This window comes from Aerolutibacter ruishenii, assembly GCF_007830115.1.
GTDB lineage: Bacteria > Pseudomonadota > Gammaproteobacteria > Xanthomonadales > Xanthomonadaceae > Aerolutibacter > Aerolutibacter ruishenii.
The window spans coordinates 86,859-106,623 of sequence record NZ_VLKP01000009.1; the positions used below are offsets into that span (position 1 = coordinate 86,859).

Genomic DNA, 19,765 nt, shown 5'->3' on the forward strand with positions numbered 1-19,765 from the left:
GCACCAAGAGAGCATCATTTCTACGTTGCGATTGCCAAGTTCCTTTTTCACCATCCGGAGCACGGCGTTGTATCAGTGCAGGACCCGATCAAGGTCAAGGACGCAGAGCGGTAGGGGCTCAGCCCCCTCATACTCTATGGATTGACCGTTGCCGGGTTGCCCATTCGGTGGATGACCTTTACCCCAGCCGATCAGCCCAGGGCCTTCCGGGATGTTCTTTTGGATGCGTGGCGTAACGCCAAGGGCTTGCGTGGCCGACCGGACATTCTGCGGATCAATCGCCACCTCGCGACGGCCAGCCCTGAACTGGTAGGGGAAATGGCAAGAATCGGAGTCCAGGTCGAGGTCGCTGATGCCAAGGAGAAATCCCTTCCAGCGTCTCTGCGCTCGGCCCAGGACTCCAGCCGGTGTCTGCTGAGGAAGCACGACGGAAAAGACCGATCTCTTACCGGGTCCATCCAGGCCCTTTGCCGGGACGCTCAGAATGACCACGATTTTCGTATCAGGGATGGTCACAGAGGCGTGAACAGCCGCGAGGTCGTGGTCAGAATCCAGCAGTGGCTGGCCTTACCGGCGCAAGTACCGGTGCCAACAATGACAGGTGGGCTCGACTGGGAACCCGGTCCATGGATGTCGTCCTGGGAGACCTCTCTGCCGCCCGATCAGCCCCGTTATTTCAACCTCGACGGGTTCGATGGCAGGACTTGGCTGGTGACAGGTGAGAAGGCACCGGACGGCATCGTTGAGGATGATGATTTCTGGGCCGACAGTGACTATGACAACGCAGCCGAAATCGCCAAGAACCTCGTGGCGTGCTGGCCCAATTCGCCTGCAGACGTTGCCAAGTGTGCAGGGATCACCCTGCGGGAACTTCAATGGTTCACCTCGGGAAAGGCTCCCCTGGGCCGACATGCACGCTTTGACCTGGAAGACTTGCTCGGCATCGAATACGACGAACGCATGGGTAGTTATGTAGGGGCCGGGCCTTATGTGCTGGTGGCCCACAAACCCCAGGCCATCAAGGAGGTCTACGAAGCCATGTCCAAAGGCGGAGACGCACGTCCCTGTGAGATTGTCCCTCGCCAGGGAGCCGCAGACCCAAGCTGGCGATACGTGTTGATCAATACGTATGGAGAGCCCCCGAGCATTGTGATGGCACCTCGCGGAGCAAATATCACGGAGCGTCTTCCGGACTTGCTTATGAATTATGACGGCATCAGGACTGTCGCTCCGGAGTTCTACCGGGATGTCGTTTCTACCTGCGCCCGGGCCTTCCGCGAACCTGCCGTCAACATCCGGGAGATGAAAGACTTCGTAAAACGCTACGAAACGCACTGGGCAGATTGCGCCTGGCAGCCGGAGTGATCTACAGATACTTCTTGAACGTCGCCGCCGCAATGCATACCGCCACGCCGAGCAGCACGGCGCTGGGCAGCAGGATCAGCAACGGGTTCACGCTGACCGGCAGTGCCAGGTAAGTCACCCACGGCAGCACGGCCAATGGGATCAGGCTGGCCCTGGCGCGGTGATAGATGAACCCCGATTCGCGTCCCGCGCCGAAGCGGCGGATGTCCCGGCGTACCAGGCCGTCGACCAATCCGACGAAGGCGGCCATCAGGAACAGCGGCAGGGTCAGGCACAGCACCAGCAGCCGCACGAGGAAGACCAGCGTCGTGTAGGCCGCCGCGATCAGGTAGCTCTCCACGTTCACGTAGACCAAGCCGATGTAGTAGCGGAAGTCCTTGGTCGGGCGATGGCTGCCGGCGCTGGCCTGCGCCGCGGCGTCGCGTATCCAGTCCAGCAGGCCGCTCTTCACGAACAACCAGTCGTAGCCTTGCTCGACCAGCCGGTGCGCGGTGCGCCCCGGCTCCTGCACCAGCGCGCTGCGCGTGAAATGCGTGGAGAGCTGATCCAGCTCGTAGTGCAGCATGCCCTGCGCGTGGCGCCAGCCCTGCTCGGGCCAGAAGAAGTGCATGCCGACGCATTCGATCAGGATGCACAGCAGCAGCGCGCCGCACAGCACGCCGAAGAAGCGGAACGGCAGCGTGACCAGGCCGGCGATCAGCCCCTGCTGTCGTTGCTGCTGGCGCTGGGCAGCGACGGCCGGATCGCTCATGCTTCGGCCTCTTCAGCGGCGGCCATCTGCCTGAAGTCGTCCAGCAGGTCGTCGGGCAGCGCCTTGTCCTGCAGGCCGGGGATGCCTTGGTTCTCCCACCAGTCTCCTGCCTCGACGTAGTGCTGCCGCATGTAGCCGGCCAGCTCCTGCAGATCCTTCGGCATGGCTTCGTCGGGGTCGGGTGCCGGCAGCGGCATGCGGACTTTCCAGAGGTTGCCGCCCTCGATCAGCGCGAAGCACTGCCCCTTCGGTAGCGCCACCACATGCGCGGGCTCGATCAACGGCACGCTGGTCGTGCTGATGCGGTCCTGCGTGTTGGACGTGAACGCGGTATTGCCGTGCGGGTCGGAGCTGTCGGTGGCGCCGCTCATCAGTGCCGTGGCGTACACCTCGACCTTGGGCAGTTGTCGCGTCAGCAGCTCGGCGGTGGCGGTCTCGCGCACGCGCAGCATGAACAGGTTGTTGAAGTTGCCGACCACCTGACCGGCCTTGGCACGATTGCCGATGCGCGCCTCGATGTCGCTCAAGGTCTGCGTGTAGGCCGTCACCTGCACGCCGGCACCGCCGCCCTTGTTGACCATCGGGATGAACTCGTCGCCCATGAGTTCATTGAATTCGTCGGCGTGGACGTTGATCGGAATCTTGGCGCCCGCCGCGGCGCCGGGCAGCCCGTCGTCGACGCCGAACTTGTAGATGTGGCCGGCGACCGAGACCAGATCGCTGAACATCGAGTTGCCCACCGCCGCCGCGACTTCGGCGTCGGACAGCGCATCCAGCCCCACGTAGACCACCGCGCGTTTGCGGATGACCTGCATCCAGTCGAAGATCGGCCGCGGGTCGGACAGGTCGGAATAGTTCGGTGCGAGCAGTTGCGCAATCTTGCCGGTGGTGAGCTTCTCCAGCAGCGGCAGCAGCGAAGCGACGATCTTGTCGAAGTAGGTCCGGTCGTAGCGCACGGCGCTGCGCAGGCCGTCGAGCACCGGGTCATAGATGCGCACTTGGGACAGGTACTGTTCGAGGGCCACCACGCGCTTCTCGCGCCCGATCATGTTGCGCGGGATGTTCTTCTCGTTCAGCTTCGCTTCGAGCTGGACGATGACCTCCCAGGCCTTCGGCTCGTTCTTGGCGAAGTAGTGCTGGGCGTACTCGATGAACAGCGCGTCGATGTTGATGACGTGGCGCTGGATCAGCAGGTAGTCCGGCCGCTGCCCCAGCTCGACCAGGGCGCGCGCGATGATGTTGACGAAGCGCCAGGCGAATTCGCGGAACGCGGCGCTGTTGCCTTCGCCGGAGAGCTGCCCGGCGATCCGCGTGGCCACCTCGGAGATCCGCCCGAACCGGCCCACCGCGTTGTAGCGCGCCGAGATGTCCGGCCAGCCCAGATGGAAGACGTAGAACTCGCCTTCGCGCCCGGCGCGCTTGGCCTCGACGTACATGCGCTTCAACAGGTCCGCATCGCCCTTGGGGTCGAAGACGATCACCACCTCGTGCTCGCCGCGGACCTTGCGACGGATGTCCTGGGTGATGAACAGCTCGGCCAGCCGCGTCTTGCCCACGCGCGTGGTGCCCAGCACCAGGGTGTGGCCGACGCGCTCGCCCAGCGGCAGGGTGACGTCGACCTCGTGCGGCTCGATGCCATGCAGGCGTGGCAGTCCGCCGACCGGCGGCAGTGGTCGCGCCGGGTTGAGCGGGCTGTCCCAGGCCAACGCGCGCGCCAGCGTCGAGACGGGAAACGGCGCGAACTCAAGCCGCTCCTCCAGCCGCCGGGCGGCCCGGTAGATCGCCGTCGGCTCGACGTAGCGGCGGAACTCCGGCCGATAGGTCTGCATCAGCCGGTGCGTGTGCCGCTGTTCCCAGCGAAAGCCCTGGCCGACGAACAGCCGTTGCTGACTCACCGGCACGTCGCGGCTGGTCATCACGTAGCGCGGCAGGCGGCGGATGTTGCGGCGATAGCGCAGGATCGCCCAGGCATCGCGCAGGCGAATCGCGCCGAAGGTCAGGAAGGCCAGCGCCGAGCCCAGGCCGAGCAGCGGGTTCAGCGCGAGCGACCACGGTGCCACCAGGCACAGAATCGCGGCGCCGGTGCAGACCGCCACGGTATAAAGCTCCACCGCTGGCCGCAGCAAGACCTCGACCGCATGCGGTTGGGCCATTTGCGCACCTACTGCTCGACACCGGTGGCCGTGATGAGCACCGGGTAGTGGCGCAGGCCCAGGCGGCGGGCCAGGTCATCGCCGGAGGCCGGCGACAGGATCAGGCCGGGCGCCAGCCTGCGCAGCGCCGTCAGCGCAGCCATCGACTCCACGTTGACCACCAGGCCCACGGCCTGCAGCTCTCGCAGCGCCGCCTGCCGCTGCCGCAGCCAGGCGCGCGAACGCTCGTCGTCGCCGATCAGGAACAGCGCCGTCAGGCCCGGCGCCCGGATGACGCGGCGCTGCACCTCGCCCGGCGACAGTTGCGTCGAGCGCACCGGCAGCATGGCGGCTTCGGCGTCGGCCGTGTTGCCCGCGCGAGGGGTCGGCATCGGGGCCGGCGGCGTGGCCTGATCCGGCTGAGGATTCAGCGACTGGTAGTACGGCAGCGCGGAGTCGCCGCCGCGGTCTTCGACGACGATCAGCGGCCCGGAGACGGTCTGGGCGAAGATGGTGGTCGTGGACAGCAGCCCGATGGCGGCGATGAGGACGGTGTGGTTCATGGCGTGGTGGCCTGGAGAGTTGGAACGGGAACGCCGGGGTCGAGTACGCGGGTCAGGTGCCGATGCACACTGCGCCGGTATCGCGCCGCGGGTGCCCCGCCGGCGGGCCGGTGGTAGCGGCCGATGGCAAGCAGCCAGTCCTCGCCCGGCGTGTGCTGTTCGCGCAGGATTTCCGCAGCGATGGCGAGGTTGCGGTACGGGTCCAGCAGCTCGCAGGGCTGCGTGTAGCGATGCGTGTGGTAGCCGAGATTGACCTGGCCGAGGCCGGCGTCGATGCGATTGGCCGGCGTGTGGGCGAGCGCACGGTGCAGCCCCGCGCAGGCCTCGACGCGGGTGGCGTAGCGCTGTGGCGAGCCGGCGACGTTGAGCGTCCACGGCCAGGGGATCAGGCGCCCGCGCAGCATGGCGCCGCTCTCCTGCAAGGCCACCGCGTACAGCACGGCCGCCGGCACGTCTGCACGATGCGCCGCCAGTTGATAGGCCGGCGGCGGCACTTCCCGCGCCAGGGCGGCCAGCGCCCAGCCGACGGTGGTGAGCAGCAGCGCGGCGCTGGTGCAGCGGATGGCGACGCGGGACGGCCGGTGCTCCCGGCCCGGAGCACCTATTGCCGCTGCCATTGGCCGTTCACCTCGCGCACCACGGCCGGCAGATCGCCGGGCAGGCCGAGCGACAGCCAGCGTCCCGCATCGTGGTTGAGCGTGATGGTGCGGGCGCGCACCCTGGCCGGGTCGATGCCCGCCTGGGTGGCCCACTGCCGGATGCGCGCGTCGTCCTGACGGCTGCCGACCATGTAGAGATCGAAGGCCGTGCCGGCCGCCTGCAACTGCTGCACGCGCTGCGCGCACGGTGCGCAGTCGGCCTTGACGAAGACCGCCAGGCGCCCGGAGCCGGTGTTGCCGGCACCCTGCGCCTTGGCGCCGGGCAGGCTCACGCGCGGCTGGCCGGGAAACAGGCGCTGCCACGCCGCGTCGTAGGCGCGCTGGTAGGCCAGCGTCTTGCCGACGCGCTGGGCCTCGGCCTGCACCTGCAACTCCGCGTAGCGCCTGCGCTCCTCGTCGCTGCGGGCCTCGATGCCCAGCGCCGTGAGCGGATCGAGCAGGGGCGAATAGACCCCGAGCGGCCCCTGCATCAGTTGGCGGTAACGTGCCCACTCCTCGGGCTGAAGCCCCCACTCCCGCGCCTGCCTCTCGTCGAGCGCGGCATCAGCGCCCGGCTGCACCTGGGCGGGCACCATGCGCGAGTTCGTCACCGGGGCCGGCTGGGCGGATGCGCCGAAAGCGGCGAACAGAACGACGGTAGCGAGCAACGGCCGCAGGTTCATGGTCAGCCTCCGCCGAGCCGCCTCAAGGAGGCTGAAGCCCCCTCGGGGGGCTGCGAACGAAGTGAGCGTGGGGGTCATGGCACCTCCTACGGCACCGCAACGCGCTGCGTCTGGCCGTTCACCTGGAACACGCCCGCCTGCGCCTCGATGGACTGCAGTTGCCAGCCGCCCTCGGCATCGCCCTGGCGCAGCAGCCGGGCGCCCGCAAGCGAGGCCGCGGCGGTGGAGGTGATCGACAGAAAGCGCTCGCCTCCACGCAGCTCCACGCCGAGCACCCGGAACGGCGGCTCCGGCACCTTGGGCTTCGTCGCAACCGGAGCGCGCGGGCGAGCGGCGGATGCCACCTGCCGGGTCCTCTCCAGGCGGGTCTCGATTCCGTTCACGCGCGCCTGCAGCGTCTGCAGGTCGACGGCCAGGGCCCTCGTCTCGTCGGCCTCTTCGAGGCGCGCCATCCGCTCGTCCAGCGCCTGCCGCGCGGTGGCGAATTCTGCCTGGCTGATCGGCACCGGCCGGCGCTTGTCCGCATCGGCCTGTCGTTCGAGATCGGCCACGCGCAGGCCCAGCGCGTTGACCTGCGCATCCTGTGCGCTGCTCTGGGTCTGTTCGGTGAGCCGCGACAGGCCGACGCTGTTGATGAGTGCCACGGCACTGATGAGCAGCAGCCAGAAGGCCGCGGCGACCTTGAGCCAGCGCGTGCGGGAATTGCGCTCGGATGGCGCTTGGGGAAAGGTCATGGCTGCAGCTCCTCGGGCCGGTCGGCGTCCGGCACGGGCGTGGCGGTGCCGGGCGGGTTGGCGGAAAGGAAGGTGGGAGCACCGTGCCGGCTGAAGCAGACCTGGCGGGTCAAGTCATCGACCGAGAGCTCCCAGGCGGGGCCGGCAAGGGTCAGCAAGGCATCGCGCAGCATCAGCGGGCCCAGGCGCAGGTGTGCGGCAGGCAGCGGCAGCGCGTAGAGGGTGGCGGCCTCGGCCGCATCGCAGAGCCGATAGCCGGAGCGCAGCAAGACGTGGCGCATGGCATCGCCCACGCTGGCATCGAGCATGGGCGGAATCGAGACTTCCACCGCCTGCTGCAAGAGATCACGCTGCGCAGGTTCCGGTACCAGCTCGACCAGGGTGTAGCGGCCGTAGCGGGCCACCGGAACCAGCCCCTGGTCCACCACCGAAGCTATCTCGTCGGGTGGCGCTTCTAACTGATCAGGGGTGGCCGGTGTCGTCGTGCAACCGGGCAGTAGGCCGCTGAGCACGGCGAAGATGCAGAGGAAACGAGGCAGAGACGGCAGCATGTGGCACCCCACTGTGACGGGATGCCTTCACCTTTGCAGAAACGTGCTGCGCGGGATGCCGAAAATCCGAAACGCGCGGCGCCCCATTTCCCAAGGGAGGGGCACATATCAATCAGCCAGCGTGACTGGCTCGCTGCTGGGCCGGAACTGCGACGATGGATCTATAGAGGCTGGAAAGTGCTGCCGGGGCTGGCAGCTCGGTGGGAGGCAGGGCAACGCTCTTTCTCACATGGACGGAAGACAGGGGTCATCGAATCATCGCCAAGAGGCCAATTGCGACAACAACGCCAATGACACCGGAAGCGGCAACAGCCCCCCATGTTCCCAGCTTTGGTTTCAGCCAGTAATAGCTGCCAAAGGCAACCAACCCGCCGACAAGGCCAAACAGCTTGACGATGATAACGGCCAGAATGGACGGCCAAAGCCAGTCCCATGAACCAGACTTCTTCTCGGTCGTAGCTGGTGCTGGCGTAGCCGCTGGCGTCGTTGTGGACGCCGGCGCAGATGACGGTGCGTTCGGATCTTCGTAAGCCATTGTCTTCTCCTGTTGTGGTTATCGATTTCCTACGGCGTTCAATGCGCTCATCAAAATCAGCACAGCAAAGACGGCGGCGGTACACACAAGCGCGCGAACCACCCCCCATTTTTTGTGGAGTACCACTGCGCCGGCAGATGTATCCCACAACGTCGTGCCCGTTTTCGTGAGCCGCCGATACGCGAACAGTTGGGTGAAAAGTGCGACGAATGGAATGCCAAAGCCCACGCCCTGAACAAAGACCAGAAATGAGCGATTCAGCGCCTCAGAAAACGACAGCAAGTTGCCACCTGGGTGTGCGATCTTGATGCCGAACAGCCACTTTGCCGGGGTGGTCCCAAACAACGATAGCAACAAAGCCTCGGCAGGCAACCAAACCAGATACAGCACGATACTGGCGACAATTGGGTTCTCTACTGCCTTTGCGAAGCCCGCCGCCTGTACGGGCATCGCCGCGCTGAAAGCGAATATCAAGAGAAGAAACAACACAAATCCAGCCGTGCAGATGTCAACCGTGCGAGCAAACAGCCTTCTCCATGGGTGATGCTTCCCTCCAAGAAAACTCTTGCTTTGATCAACGGGTGAACTTGATTCCTGGACGTAGTTAGCGGAGACAGGCGACGGTGCGTTGGGGTCTTCGTAGGCCATTGGCTGTTCCTGTTCTTCTTATCGAATTACGATGCTGTTCTTCAATCGATTGTGGGCAGCGATTGCCTGCTGATCACCTTCAATGTACGAAAGAGTGATCAATGCCTTTTCGGCGCCCAGCGGCACGTGGTACTGGGCTACTCTCATCGTCTCTGCCGAGTTGACGGATGATGTGCGTCCATAGCGAATGATCAGGGCGGTCTGGCCTCCAATGGGTTCAACGGCAAAGCTGGGGCGTCCGACCTCCTTCATTCCATACTTCGCCATCCCCGCCCACATCGTTGGAGACTCTTCGCGCCAGACTTCCGCCAAATCTCTCAACACCTGCTGCTTATTGGCCTGAACCTCCTGCCTAACGTCTGCTTGAGTAAGTGGCGGTTCCATTGGAATGAACGACACCCGGACAAACACCCGGGAGGGTGCTGGATAGGACTGCACCGATAGCGAGGCCACATGATCAATAGCCACGCCAGTCATCTTTTCGCTGAATTCCTTGACACGCCTGCGCTGTTCGGCATCACTGATCGTCCAGTCGCCCGGCACTTCAAGCTGGACCCGCCCTTTGACGTTGAGCTTGGTGTAACCGGCTGACTGCGCGGCCACCGGCATGGCGACCGCAGCCAACAAGCAGAAGCACAGGGCGAAGAATATTGTTCTGGAATTGTTCATCATCAGTTCTCGGTGAGGAGGCTGTTCAGCAACTCCTGCTGGACAGCTTGCAGTTGGCCACGGCTCTGTGGTGAACCGGTTCCCTCATAAACGTTGATCGAGAGCGGCAGGGAGTTCAGGAGCGTTATTGCGCTGATTCCCGAAATTGGTCGGCTGCTTTCCCCAACGCTCATGTTCATCCGCATGGAAAAATAGACCGCGTTCCCGTCCCGCCCAATCGGTTCAAACTTCATGTCTGTTAGGGCGACGTCGCTATTCTCGAACGACGCTTTCAGCCGTCGATTGAGCTCGGCGGAATTCACCCGGGGAGTCGACTTGGAAAGGCCGGAAAGGAACGCCTCTCGCGGCATCTCGATTCGCTGGAAATTCCCCTTCGGGCCGATAAGTTGGATTTGCAGCCAGTGATCCAGCATGTCCCTGCGGCCCGCTCGGTAGTCCTCCAGTTCGGAGCAACGGACTGCTGCGTGCACGAGGCGCGAACCTTCTGCGAGGGAACGCTTAGCCAAGTCCATGAGCTCGACTTCGCGCGCCGACTTACCCGGCGTGCAATAGCCACTTGGATTGGAGAACAGGACCTGCTGACCAAGCACGTTCACCGACTCCGCAGCCGCGCGTTGCTGGATAACTGTCTCCAGGGCAGCCTGCCGATTCTGCGTGACTGGCGCGACAGTTGGCGGTGGATAGGAGGGGGCCGCGGTGACGGGGGCTTGAGCAACTGGTGCCGTCGCCGAGCGGGTGGGCTCGTTCTTGGTCGAGTTGACGAAGACAATGAGCAGAAGCCCGATGCCCAAGCCGATACCGACCATCCATTTACCGGTGGCCGCGTCTGATGAGCCGTCGCTCTTTGATTTGGATGGCGGTGGAACAATTGAGGCAGACGGTGCTTCCTCGGCCTGTCTGGGTGGCGCTTCGGGAACCGGAGCGGGGTTGGGCGGCGGAGTTACTTGTGGCGTGGACTCGCCGGCTGGGCTGCCTTCGTCGACATCCGAAACAAGTGTCGAAAGGCCTGAGAAGCCTTTGGCGTTTCCATTTTGTTTGTCGTCAGCAGCCACGGCTCTTCATCTCCTCTTCAAAGCCGCAGCTTCGTATAGACGCCTTCGACCATACAGTCGTCTCCGTCTTCGAAGCGAAGTTGTCCGAACCCAGAAGCCGAAATTGTCAGGTAGGCTTCTTCGCCGAGCGCAAGGGAGAGACAGGTCGATGTCTTGATGTACGAATCTGTTCCGAGGACCTCGTACCAATCATCATCTTCACGACTGACCGTCACCACGTACTTACCAGCCTTCTGCTTCGACAGACCAAAAACCGCCTTCACATCGCACTTGTCCTTGCTGTCGAAGAAGATTAGCTCTCCGCCGTAGCCGGACGCCTTGAAAATGGCCTCTTCAGAGTAGGCATACACGTAGCAGTAGCGCGTCTGGATGATGATGTCTTTGCCGTCGATCTTGTAAACGTTGCTGCCCTTGCGGGTCAGGCTCACCTCATAGTTTTCAGCCAGAACTGGCCCGGCCTGAAGGGTCATCAATGCGGCAAGCGTGGCCAGCAGGGTCTTCTTCATGACCATCGCCTATTGGGTCTGGAAGCTCGACAAGCGGCTTTTCACGAGGTCGAGCTTGGCCTTATGGGCCAGTGGCCTGTTGAAAACACGATTCTGGATTTGGTCGGACACCTTGCTGATGGCGATGTACGCCATGCTCAAGCCAGACTCCCGCTCTGAGGCCTTCTTCTCGACGAAATCGTATGGGAAGTTCTCGCAGAACTTGTGGAAGCCGGAGAACTGCGCGACATCCTTCGTGAATCGGAAGCCGTCTGGGGTCAGGCGCGAGCGCCGTGGATGGTAGAGGTCAACGAAAAAGATGAACCATCCGCTTCCGTCGAATGTCACGGCCTCAAACACGTCCACTTTATCGATGGCCCCGAGGCGATGAAAAAGAATGCGCTGCCCCGACTGCGTTTCGAGTCTGGACAGATATGCCAGTTGACCGATCGGCCCGTTAACCGGGATGGGGTTCGTCTCAGTAAAGCCAAATGGGCCAGAGCCGTTCGGGTCCTTGTCGTAGGCAGGCGCAGATTCCAGCATCACCTTCATCATTGGATGAACGAGCTCCAACTGGAACTTTTCGTCATCCAGGATGCGATGGATGTGCGCAAGCGCCTCACGTAACGCCTTGTCTTCTTTGTTGCCCCCGAAGAGGTTTGATAAAAATCCCATATAAGCTGCCCCCAAAGTCGAATGGATTACGTCATTGCAGCAGTTCGCTCAGTCGGCGCAGTCCGGGCTTCTTGAAAGCCATGCGAATGAGCTGCTCCAGGATGTGCGTGTTTGCGACGTGAATGTAGGAAATGCCGACATTGGTTTTCTTGTCGTCCTTGGACCCGATGCAGAACGATCCATCAGCATTCCATATCTGCACCTGCCCCCACGTGCACCGCACCCTTTCATTGGCACCCAGGAATTTGTGCTTCACCAAGGTGATGCCATCGTCGTGAAGGAGTGCGTCGCCGAAGTACAGGTCCCGCCCATCCTTCAGCGCTTCCAGCATCTCACCCAGCAGGCGGACGCACACGGCTCGCCAAAGCTTGTCGATGAACTTGCTGTAGATGTCCTCTTTCTTTAGCTCGACAACCGCCTCAGAGCGTTTGTCTCCGAAGGCAATGGTGTAGGTCGTCCCCGTCGGCACGCCGTTGACGGAGTGGCGCACGCCACCCCAGCGAACTCGAGTGATCGAGTCCAGAGAAAAACTCTGTCCTTTCCACGAGATGCCATCGGGTGAAATGCTCAGGGTGTCCTTGAACATCACACCAATTTCAGCGCGGTAGGTTATCTCGTGCGCCCACTCGTCTCTTCGTGCTACCGCCTGCTTCCGCTCTTGGATGATATCGGCAAGCGCATCTGCATCCTGCTCAACGCGCTCAGACACTTCAGGTAGCTCGGCAAACAACTCTTGAAGCAGGCCAGTCAGCCGTTGGGACTGCGTCAACATGTCATGCGTGTTGAACAGGTCGATGGCGAGGATACGTATTTCGTAGGCCAGGTCACGGCTTGCTTCATGATCGATGCCGCGCGCTTTGGCACTCAGCTGGATAGGCTGGGCGACCTTGTCCCAATTACGTGCTACGGCATCAAGCTTGTCCACATACGGCTTGACGGCAGCTTCACCCGAGTTCGCCGAGTCACGGGCGGCTTTGATCAGCTTGTGGACGTTCTCAGCTTCCTTCTGAAGAAAGCCCTGGGTTTCCACTTCGTAGCTATCGACGAGGTCATCGATCAGTTCGGGCGCGTGATCCTCGCCGCCCAACGTAACCTCCTCCACCGTGTCCGTCATGACCTGCACAAGCGTCGTCGGTGGCAGCCTGTCGAGGGCGTCCTTGATGGCGCTGCGGTAGTACCGTTTACGTTCCGCCAGTTCGGCTTCAATTTGATCGAGTGCCCGGACCTCCGGGAAGCCAGAGGCAGCACGGTCTTCATTGATATCGCGCAGAACATCTTCAGGATCGATCTCATCCACGAGGTAAGCAACCTCCTGAATGAAACTTGCCAGGTCATCCGCATCGTGTTCGCCATCCACCGCCTCGAAGGCAGCGGCAAGCAAATTCAAGTGCGCAAGCGTGGGCAGGCCAGCCCCGCCCCGGGCCACAAAAGGATCATAGAGCAGGCCTTCAACGAGCAGGGATGCCTTTCGTGGAGAAACGCCGGGAAGCCATGCGATCTCTGCACTCAACCTAGTGCGTGGATTCGTTAGATCAGAGCGTGCCTTCTGGCAGACATCGTGGTCCAGCTCCAAAGACTTCTCTTCAGCCAATTCAACGATTCGCCTGCGGTCGTCGCGGGTGGTCACACCGAGAATCGCGAAGGGCGTCTGATGGAGTGCGGTTGTTTTCAGTGTGCGTCGAGCACTGACGCGCGGCACAGAAGCGCTTCTCGCCGGTTGCCCGGTGGGCGGGGCTGTCGGGCGCGAAGACGCAGCTGTTGGCATGGGCATCGCAGATGCGCCTGATGTCGGTTGAGCACCGAGCATCGCCATAAGCTGCGGGTCCTTCAAGGCTTCTTGAGCCTGTGCCAATGCATCAGATGGCACGGAAAACTTCAAATGATTGCGAAGCTCGTGGCTGTAATGTGCCAGCTGCGTTTTCGAAGAGAGGTGATCAGTAAGCACGAGTGACAAAGCCAGCTCGCTGTTTAATCGAGGAGTGGTTCCGCATGCACCGCAGGCGAGCAATGCGCCTGACTTCTCTGAACCACATTTAAAACAAATTGCCATGCCCATGACTGTGCCCGTCCGCTAATTACGTAGTCTTGCCAACTGCTGAGACAGACAGCGGTTGTACGCGGCCGGACCATTGACATACTTGTCTGTTGAGCAGGCGGCCTCGATTGAATTTCTCTCTGTAGTTGAAAGTCTTGATAGATCTGGTCGCCCACCCTGTCGTTCCAACGCTACGAGTTGATTGTTGAGGCATCTGTTGTAAGCCGCTGGTCCGTTGACGTACTTATCCGTTGAGCACGCAGCTTCAATCGATTGCCTCTCAGGGGATGAGAGTCGGGACAAATCAGGACGCCTAGCTCCCTGACCGGACATTGCTGCGAGTTGATTTGCCAGGCACTCGTTATAAGCAGCAGGTCCGTTGACGTACTTGTCTGTGGAGCATGCCGCCTCAATGGATTGCTGCTCGGCCGAGGACAGGACGCTTAAATTCGGTCGTCTTACACCCGCGGCCAAAGCTGCCTTCTGCCTTTCAACACATGCACGATAAGCAGCCGGCCCATTCACATATTTGTCAGTCGAGCATGCCGCTTCTAGCGATGCAGATTCTGCAGCTGATAACTGCACAGATGTGGTGGTTGGACGGCTCTCTGGCTGTGGTCGTGACGAGCGGGTAGGAGCTTGCTGAAGCTGGAGAAGCAACGCTTGATCTGCGACACCCGTGGCGGCTAACCCCCTGTCTTGCTGAAAAGCGATGATGGCAGCACGAGTGCCCCTTCCCATCAGCCCATCGGCGGGGCCGGCACTGTAGCCAAGTTCATTAAGCTTCCGTTGAATAGCTTGTACAGTCGCATCCGGAGCAGGACGCGCGGGCGCTGGTGCTGGTGCTGGTGCTGGTGCCGACAGGGAGCCAGTGGATGGACCGCGAGCGAATCGGCTCCTTCCTTCTGCCTGAAGTTGGCCCCGATACGGCTCAACGTCACGGCGTGCCCTCTCCAAAGCACCGCTTCTATAGCGGAAACGGCCACAGCGACTGTTGTAGTCAGCCACCATGGCATTGAACCGATCGACATCGGAGTCGCTGTAGTTGTTGAGAGCGGCCTTCGCGCCCTCCATGCGGATGTCTTCGGCCAGGCAATACCGAATCTGAGCCGTTGAAAACACCAAGTCCTGACCAACTGGCGGCTTTGATTCTTGTGGCCCGGAGGGGGCTTGCGGTGGAGCAGGCGGCGAATAGCTCGGCGCTGCACTCTGCGCGGGCGGTGAGTAGGCGGGAGCGGGAGCCGGAGACGGAGACGGAGACGGAGTGTTCTTGTTGGACTGGCCAATGAGCAAAAGCAGGCCAACGACGGCAGCTATGCCCAGTATCCATTTGCCCCCAGACGAGCCAGAAGACGGTTGCGGAGGCTCTTGATACGCCTGACGCTGAGTCGGCTGCTGCGGTCGAGGAGCTTCCGAGTCTGGGCGTTCGGTGGATTTCGTCGAGCCGGCCGATTCCGTCTTAGGCGCAGGGGGCGGCGGTGTCGTGTCCACGTCGGACACGAGCGATGAAAGGCCGGCGAAACCCTTGCCTTCATTTTTCTTGTTGTTTTCTTCCTCCGCTGCCACCACTGTCTCCCTTAGATAAATCCTATGCGCCGCTTTTCGCCGCCTTCACGTTCCCGTGCAGGTGTCGTGCGCAAAGCCGCCAGCAGACTGGCCTGGTCCAGCCTTTCCTTGCCAGAGCGTGCTGCGAGCCTTGCACCTTCCCGCACAACGAAAGCAACGTCGGACAACGGTCGTCCAGCGAGTTCTTGCGCCAGCGGCTTGGAGTCCACGTCTGACTCCTTCGGCAAAGCTGACAGCAGCTTGTCCAGCAGCGACTGCACCTCGATCTCGCTTGCAAAGTCCACCTTGATGACATGATCGAAGCGTCCCCGGCGCTGGATGGCGGGGTCGATCATGTCGATTCGGTTCGTCATCGCGATGATCAATACCTCGTTCTTCACGGCCTCCGGGATGCGCCGCAGGAACTCAGCCACCTCTTCGACGCGGTGATGGCCCGATCCCATTTCGCGGTCAGCAAGAAACGCCTCCATCTCGTCGATCACGAGAACTGATGGCGCGTTTTCCATCGCCTTGTCGAACACCTGTGCGACCTTCTTGCTGGTCTCGTGGATGTACGGGCTGGCCACGCTGGATGCGTCGATCTGGAAGCTTGGCCACCCGAGGAAATCAACCAGTCGCTCGACCGCGAAGGTCTTGCCGGTGCCTGGAGGGCCGTACAGGATCACGGCTGATGGGAATTCAATACCGAGCGCCTTGTAGCGGTCGCGGTGCAGAATGATGTCGACGATGTGCTCGTTGAAGAAGGTCGCAAGTTCGGGACGCCCGGCGAGTTCGAAGACCTTGTTGGGCTCCGGCTCGGCGCGTTCGACTTTCTCCACCTTCTCGACGGGAGCAACTTCCGTCTTTTCGGCAGGAGCCGCTGGCTTGCGCTCCAGCGGCATGATTTCCGCGACTTCGAAGCCTGCCGCCTGCACGACATCCTTCAGGTGGCTCGCGCCCAGCCAGCTCATGGTCTGGCGGAGACGGCGGAAGGAAGTGGCCGGAATGCTGGTGCCGCCCGTCAGCCAGTAGCCGAGCACGACGTCATCGCCAGCTCTGGAGCTGATGCTGTAGGTTGGCAGCAGCCGCGTGATCTTCTCAACGTAGAGCGCATCCTGGAGCGCCGAATCCGTATCGATATCGCGTGTTGCCTTCAACGCAAGAGCAAAGGCGAGCGCCTCGGCCTTGGTGTCGGGTGATTTCGCCTCGCTGACCGGGCACAGCGTCTGGCTCGGACCGCAGGAGATGGACCTAAGCTGCTGATCGCCGAACTGGAAGGCGTTGAAGGTCCCGTCATCGATCAGCCCGGCATCTAGCCAATGATCCGCCAGTGCGTCGCGTACGACGAGCGCCCGCCCACCGCCTTGGGTCTCAAGGATCTGCCAGTCTGCCCCTTCAAACAGGGCGACGCGCGCCTTCGCACCGTCGGGCAACTTGAAACCGATGGGAAGCCACGCATCGAGTGCCATGGGTCAGCTCCGCACGATGTTCGCGCCAGCAAGCATGTCGTCTTCACCCGCAGAACCGATGCGGATGGAGTCGAGATGAGCTACTACGGCACGAAGCTTGTCGATGTCATTGGCCTTCAACGCCTCCGCTCCCGCAGCCACCAGCTGGGCATGCTCGCGGGCATCTGGGAAGAGGTAGGTATCCTCGGCCAGCCACTTGAAGCGCTCGATGACGAACCAGTCCTGACGCCACAGGATCATGAAGTTGCGACTGCGCAGATCATCCAGGTGCGACTCGAAGTCGCCACTGTTGTTGTCAATCGAGCGCTGCGCCGTCTTGACCAAGTTATCGAAAGACGAAGCTTCGGTGGGCCTGGCGTGCTGACGCACGACCTTGTCGAAGAAATCGACTGCCTTGTCCAGTTCCAGCTGGCGAATGTCCTTCAGATGCTCCTTGCGGGTCAGCGCCAGCAGCCGCTTGGCCTCCTGGACGTGATCCATCGCTTGCTTGGCCGTCTCGGGGTCGGCCTCGTCAGTTTTGATAGTGCTCGCCTGCTCGAGCTTCTCGCGAGCCTGCTCAAGACGTGGGTCATCGACCTTGGACGCCATCTCGTCGAGCCGCTGCAAGGTGTGGTCCGACTGTTCCTGGATGTTCTTCGCCTGGTTGGTGTAGTCGACCTTGCCTTCCTGGCTCGAGTAGAAGTTACGCCCGCTCTGGAACGAACCGCTGATTGAAGGGACTGAAACCTCCAGAACGATGTTGCCAGAGTCGAGCACTTCGTACTCGCAAATCAGCTCGGCACCGGCGGCAATGACGCCGTCGTCGAAATCCGTTCCCTTGATCTCGAACATGCCGATGAAGCGGTTGTCGTTGATGGGGTCGGAGATGTCGCCCTCCCACAACTTGAACTTGATCGACCCGGCACTTCCAGCCTTGAGAGACTCGCCTGCCTTGAAGGTCTTCTTGCCTTTCTTGGGCAGCTGATCGCCCTCACGAACGAGATAATCCAAGCTCAAGCGACCGCCCACCTTGTCGCGCGCTTCCACGCCGACGGAATGCGATGCCGGGATTGCATCGATGCTAGCCGCGGTGCGTGCAATGACAATCTTGTCTTCGCGCAGTGACACGGGCCCACCGTTGGAATCGAACACGAACACCTTGAAGGTGTTATCGCCAGGCTTGGTCAGGTTGAGTTCGATACCTGCGCCATCCTTCAGTGCGATGCGTCCGGAGGACCACCCGGTGTCCAGACTGTCGATCTGAAACTCGACTCCGGCCGGAGCAGCACTTCCCAGTTTGGCGACGATCTTTGCCTTCGAGTCCGGCGTGCGCGCGATGTAGTTGAACGACAGATCAAGCGCGCCACCGGCGCTGATGGCTCCTCGGGCGCTCTTGCGTCCACGGCTTTGCGACGCCCAATCGATGGACTCGGCGAAGACCGCTGCGCCTTCCGCAACGGCGGTCATCGGATTCACATCAGTGGACGGGGCAATGCCGAGCTCGAAGGCCACCTTGTCACGCAAAGGCTTGTAGTGGGTTGGGCCACCCACAAAGACGACACGCTCGACGTCGTGTGGGCTCAATCCAGCCTTTTCGAGGGTTTCGCGGGCGGACACGATGGACTCTTCCACCTTCGGTCCGATCAGGCCGTCGTATCGTTTGCGATCAATGGTGATGTCGATGTAGATCTCCTCACCCGCCTGATCGCGGACACCGAGTTCGGTCTCGGGCAGACTGACGACGGCCTCTTCCTTCTGCGACAACTCGATCTTTGCCTTCTCTGTCGCCCACGTGGCCATACGCAGCAGGGACTTGAACTGTGGATTGGTCGTCAAGTCTTCCGGAAGATCAAAGTTTTCCAGCAGCCACGGCTTCACGATGTTGTCGAACAGAATCCGGTCGAAGTCGCGGCCGCCGCACATGGCGATGCCACCGTGTGCGAGAAGTGTCACACGGCCGGAAATGCTCTCTGCAATTGCGATGTCGAGCGTTCCACCGCCGAGGTCGTAGACAACAAATACACCGTCGTTCTTTCGCTGCCGCATGACGCTCATCACGGCGGCTACCGGTTCTTGCATCAAGGCCACACGCCCGAGCCCAGCCGCATCAGCGGCAGCCATCGTCGAGTCCTTCTGCATCTGGTTGAACGCGGCTGGAACTGTAATGACAGTGCCGGTGTCGCCATCGCCCCGAATCTCTTCCGGCAGGTAGCCGTATAGCGCACGCAGGACCTCGGCAGAGCATTCCTCTGGCGTCATGGTGAGGTTCACCGCCGGCAGCTTGACCGGCGTGCTCGTACCTATGAGCCGCTTGAACAGCACCGCCGCATTGTCTGGATTGCGGGCGGCATTGTTGTAGGCGCGCGAACCGACGTACTTGTTACCACGCCGGTCGATGAAGATGGCCGACGGCGTGACGTCGTGCTGTTCTGGACTCTTGTAGAGCCGGATCGACTCGCCGTCGAAAGAGCAGATGGCACTGTTGGTCGTGCCCAGGTCGATACCGACGTACTTCATGCTTCCACCTTCCTGAGCATTACCGTGCCTTGTTTGCGCAGGCCGTTCGGCCCCATGATGATTGGCTCCACCATCTGATCGACGAGCAACACGTCGTCAGGGCCGAAGTCCCCGAGATTCAAAGCAGATGCCGCCATACCCGCGTCGTAGTGCTGCCCCTCGACGTTGACCAGCCTGAGGCCACTCGAGTCGAGGCTCTCCTCGAGCTTCTTCTGGAAGTAGCGGAGCTGATTGACATAACGGCCCGACTCACCCGCATCGAGTTTGCTGACGACCTTTCCGAACAGACGCGAGAAACGCCAACTCTCGACAGCGATGTCGATCAGGGATTGCTCCATCTGCTCACTGCTTTCGGCCTGCTGGGTCATCAAATCCTCCTGTGGTTACGTCTTATCGGCTTTTCCGCCCTGCGTTTGCTGCTGAATCCATTCAGTGATCTCCGCCTTGGAGAACCGCCATGTCCCACCAACCTTGAACGCGGGGATCTTCTTGGCTGCGGCCAGCCTGTAGATCGTCCGGTCCGTGACCTTCAGGAACTCTGCGACCTGCTTGAGGGTGAGGATCTCGCCCTCGCTGGTACTTGTAGGCATGGTGATGGCCAGTCTAGGTAAAACTATGACAGAATAGTGCAGAATTTTCAGGGCAGCAATGACATACGTCACGGCGGTCACCCCGCTGTGTGCTGCCCGAGGGCTTTGCTGTAAAAAGGAAGCGGCCCCCGAAGGGGCCGCCAAGTTCA

General features: G+C 61.7%; 20 protein-coding genes. 1 reads left to right on the top strand and 19 read right to left on the bottom strand.

Features of this window, described 5'->3' with window-relative positions; all coding sequences use genetic code 11:
* The first annotated feature begins 171 nt into the window (after positions 1 to 171).
* Positions 172 to 1,365 (top strand): hypothetical protein, encoded by a 1,194-nt coding sequence (locus IP93_RS11210; protein WP_019751247.1) that lies wholly within the window; start codon positions 172 to 174, stop codon positions 1,363 to 1,365.
* 1 nt (position 1,366) lies between these two features.
* On the opposite strand, the gene IP93_RS11215 is transcribed toward IP93_RS11210, so the two are convergent.
* The 19 genes from IP93_RS11215 to IP93_RS11310 all read right to left on the bottom strand — a co-directional run bounded on the left by IP93_RS11215 (position 1,367) and on the right by IP93_RS11310 (position 19,688).
* Positions 1,367 to 2,116, bottom strand: a complete 750-nt coding sequence (locus tag IP93_RS11215) for a TIGR03747 family integrating conjugative element membrane protein (protein ID WP_019751248.1) — start codon at positions 2,114 to 2,116, stop codon at positions 1,367 to 1,369.
* A complete protein-coding gene (gene traD, locus IP93_RS11220; RefSeq protein ID WP_144815732.1) occupies positions 2,113 to 4,269 on the bottom strand; it encodes a type IV conjugative transfer system coupling protein TraD in 2,157 nt (718 codons plus the stop codon). The genes IP93_RS11215 and traD overlap by 4 nt, the downstream gene beginning before the upstream one ends.
* An 8-nt stretch (positions 4,270 to 4,277) precedes the next feature.
* Entirely contained in the window at positions 4,278 to 4,811 is a 534-nt protein-coding gene (locus IP93_RS11225) for an integrating conjugative element protein (protein WP_144815734.1), read from the bottom strand.
* Positions 4,808 to 5,428 (bottom strand): lysozyme family protein, encoded by a 621-nt coding sequence (locus tag IP93_RS11230; RefSeq protein ID WP_013982131.1) that lies wholly within the window; start codon positions 5,426 to 5,428, stop codon positions 4,808 to 4,810. The genes IP93_RS11225 and IP93_RS11230 overlap by 4 nt, the downstream gene beginning before the upstream one ends.
* Positions 5,413 to 6,132, bottom strand: coding sequence for a TIGR03759 family integrating conjugative element protein (locus IP93_RS11235; protein ID WP_144815736.1), 720 nt, complete (start codon positions 6,130 to 6,132; stop codon positions 5,413 to 5,415). Before IP93_RS11235 ends, IP93_RS11230 begins: the two co-directional genes overlap by 16 nt.
* An 86-nt stretch (positions 6,133 to 6,218) precedes the next feature.
* Complete coding sequence (locus IP93_RS11240) at positions 6,219 to 6,866, bottom strand: GPO family capsid scaffolding protein (protein ID WP_144815739.1); 648 nt, start codon at positions 6,864 to 6,866, stop codon at positions 6,219 to 6,221.
* Entirely contained in the window at positions 6,863 to 7,417 is a 555-nt protein-coding gene (pilL2, locus tag IP93_RS11245; protein ID WP_019751254.1) for a PFGI-1 class ICE element type IV pilus protein PilL2, read from the bottom strand. The genes IP93_RS11240 and pilL2 overlap by 4 nt, the downstream gene beginning before the upstream one ends.
* A 247-nt stretch (positions 7,418 to 7,664) precedes the next feature.
* Positions 7,665 to 7,952, bottom strand: a complete 288-nt coding sequence (locus tag IP93_RS15780) for a hypothetical protein (protein WP_019751255.1) — start codon at positions 7,950 to 7,952, stop codon at positions 7,665 to 7,667.
* A gap of 18 nt (positions 7,953 to 7,970) precedes the next feature.
* Positions 7,971 to 8,600 carry an RDD family protein gene (locus IP93_RS11260; RefSeq protein ID WP_019751256.1) on the bottom strand — a complete coding sequence of 210 codons (630 nt, stop codon included), beginning with the start codon at positions 8,598 to 8,600 and terminating at the stop codon, positions 7,971 to 7,973.
* Positions 8,601 to 8,618: 18 nt separating this feature from the next.
* The gene (locus tag IP93_RS11265; protein ID WP_144815742.1) at positions 8,619 to 9,269 is read right to left on the bottom strand and encodes a hypothetical protein; all 651 of its coding nucleotides are present in this window, start codon (positions 9,267 to 9,269) and stop codon (positions 8,619 to 8,621) included.
* Between the two features lie 2 nt (positions 9,270 to 9,271).
* The gene (locus IP93_RS11270) at positions 9,272 to 10,321 is read right to left on the bottom strand and encodes a hypothetical protein (protein ID WP_125896072.1); all 1,050 of its coding nucleotides are present in this window, start codon (positions 10,319 to 10,321) and stop codon (positions 9,272 to 9,274) included.
* Between the two features lie 17 nt (positions 10,322 to 10,338).
* Positions 10,339 to 10,827: a hypothetical protein gene (locus IP93_RS11275; RefSeq protein ID WP_019751259.1), complete on the bottom strand. Its 489-nt coding sequence runs from the start codon at positions 10,825 to 10,827 to the stop codon at positions 10,339 to 10,341.
* A 9-nt stretch (positions 10,828 to 10,836) separates the two neighbouring features.
* A complete protein-coding gene (locus tag IP93_RS11280) occupies positions 10,837 to 11,481 on the bottom strand; it encodes a hypothetical protein (protein WP_019751260.1) in 645 nt (214 codons plus the stop codon).
* A gap of 31 nt (positions 11,482 to 11,512) precedes the next feature.
* Complete coding sequence (locus IP93_RS11285; protein ID WP_050543045.1) at positions 11,513 to 13,537, bottom strand: hypothetical protein; 2,025 nt, start codon at positions 13,535 to 13,537, stop codon at positions 11,513 to 11,515.
* A 15-nt stretch (positions 13,538 to 13,552) separates the two neighbouring features.
* Positions 13,553 to 14,590: a peptidoglycan-binding domain-containing protein gene (locus tag IP93_RS11290; RefSeq protein ID WP_071580107.1), complete on the bottom strand. Its 1,038-nt coding sequence runs from the start codon at positions 14,588 to 14,590 to the stop codon at positions 13,553 to 13,555.
* A 503-nt stretch (positions 14,591 to 15,093) separates the two neighbouring features.
* The gene (locus IP93_RS11295) at positions 15,094 to 16,530 is read right to left on the bottom strand and encodes an ATP-binding protein (protein ID WP_019751263.1); all 1,437 of its coding nucleotides are present in this window, start codon (positions 16,528 to 16,530) and stop codon (positions 15,094 to 15,096) included.
* Between the two features lie 3 nt (positions 16,531 to 16,533).
* Entirely contained in the window at positions 16,534 to 19,026 is a 2,493-nt protein-coding gene (locus IP93_RS11300; protein ID WP_019751264.1) for an Hsp70 family protein, read from the bottom strand.
* Entirely contained in the window at positions 19,023 to 19,394 is a 372-nt protein-coding gene (locus tag IP93_RS11305) for a hypothetical protein (RefSeq protein WP_019751265.1), read from the bottom strand. The genes IP93_RS11300 and IP93_RS11305 overlap by 4 nt, the downstream gene beginning before the upstream one ends.
* 15 nt (positions 19,395 to 19,409) lie before the next feature.
* Positions 19,410 to 19,688 carry a helix-turn-helix domain-containing protein gene (locus tag IP93_RS11310; RefSeq protein WP_305954240.1) on the bottom strand — a complete coding sequence of 93 codons (279 nt, stop codon included), beginning with the start codon at positions 19,686 to 19,688 and terminating at the stop codon, positions 19,410 to 19,412.
* Between the last annotated feature and the right edge of the window lie 77 nt (positions 19,689 to 19,765).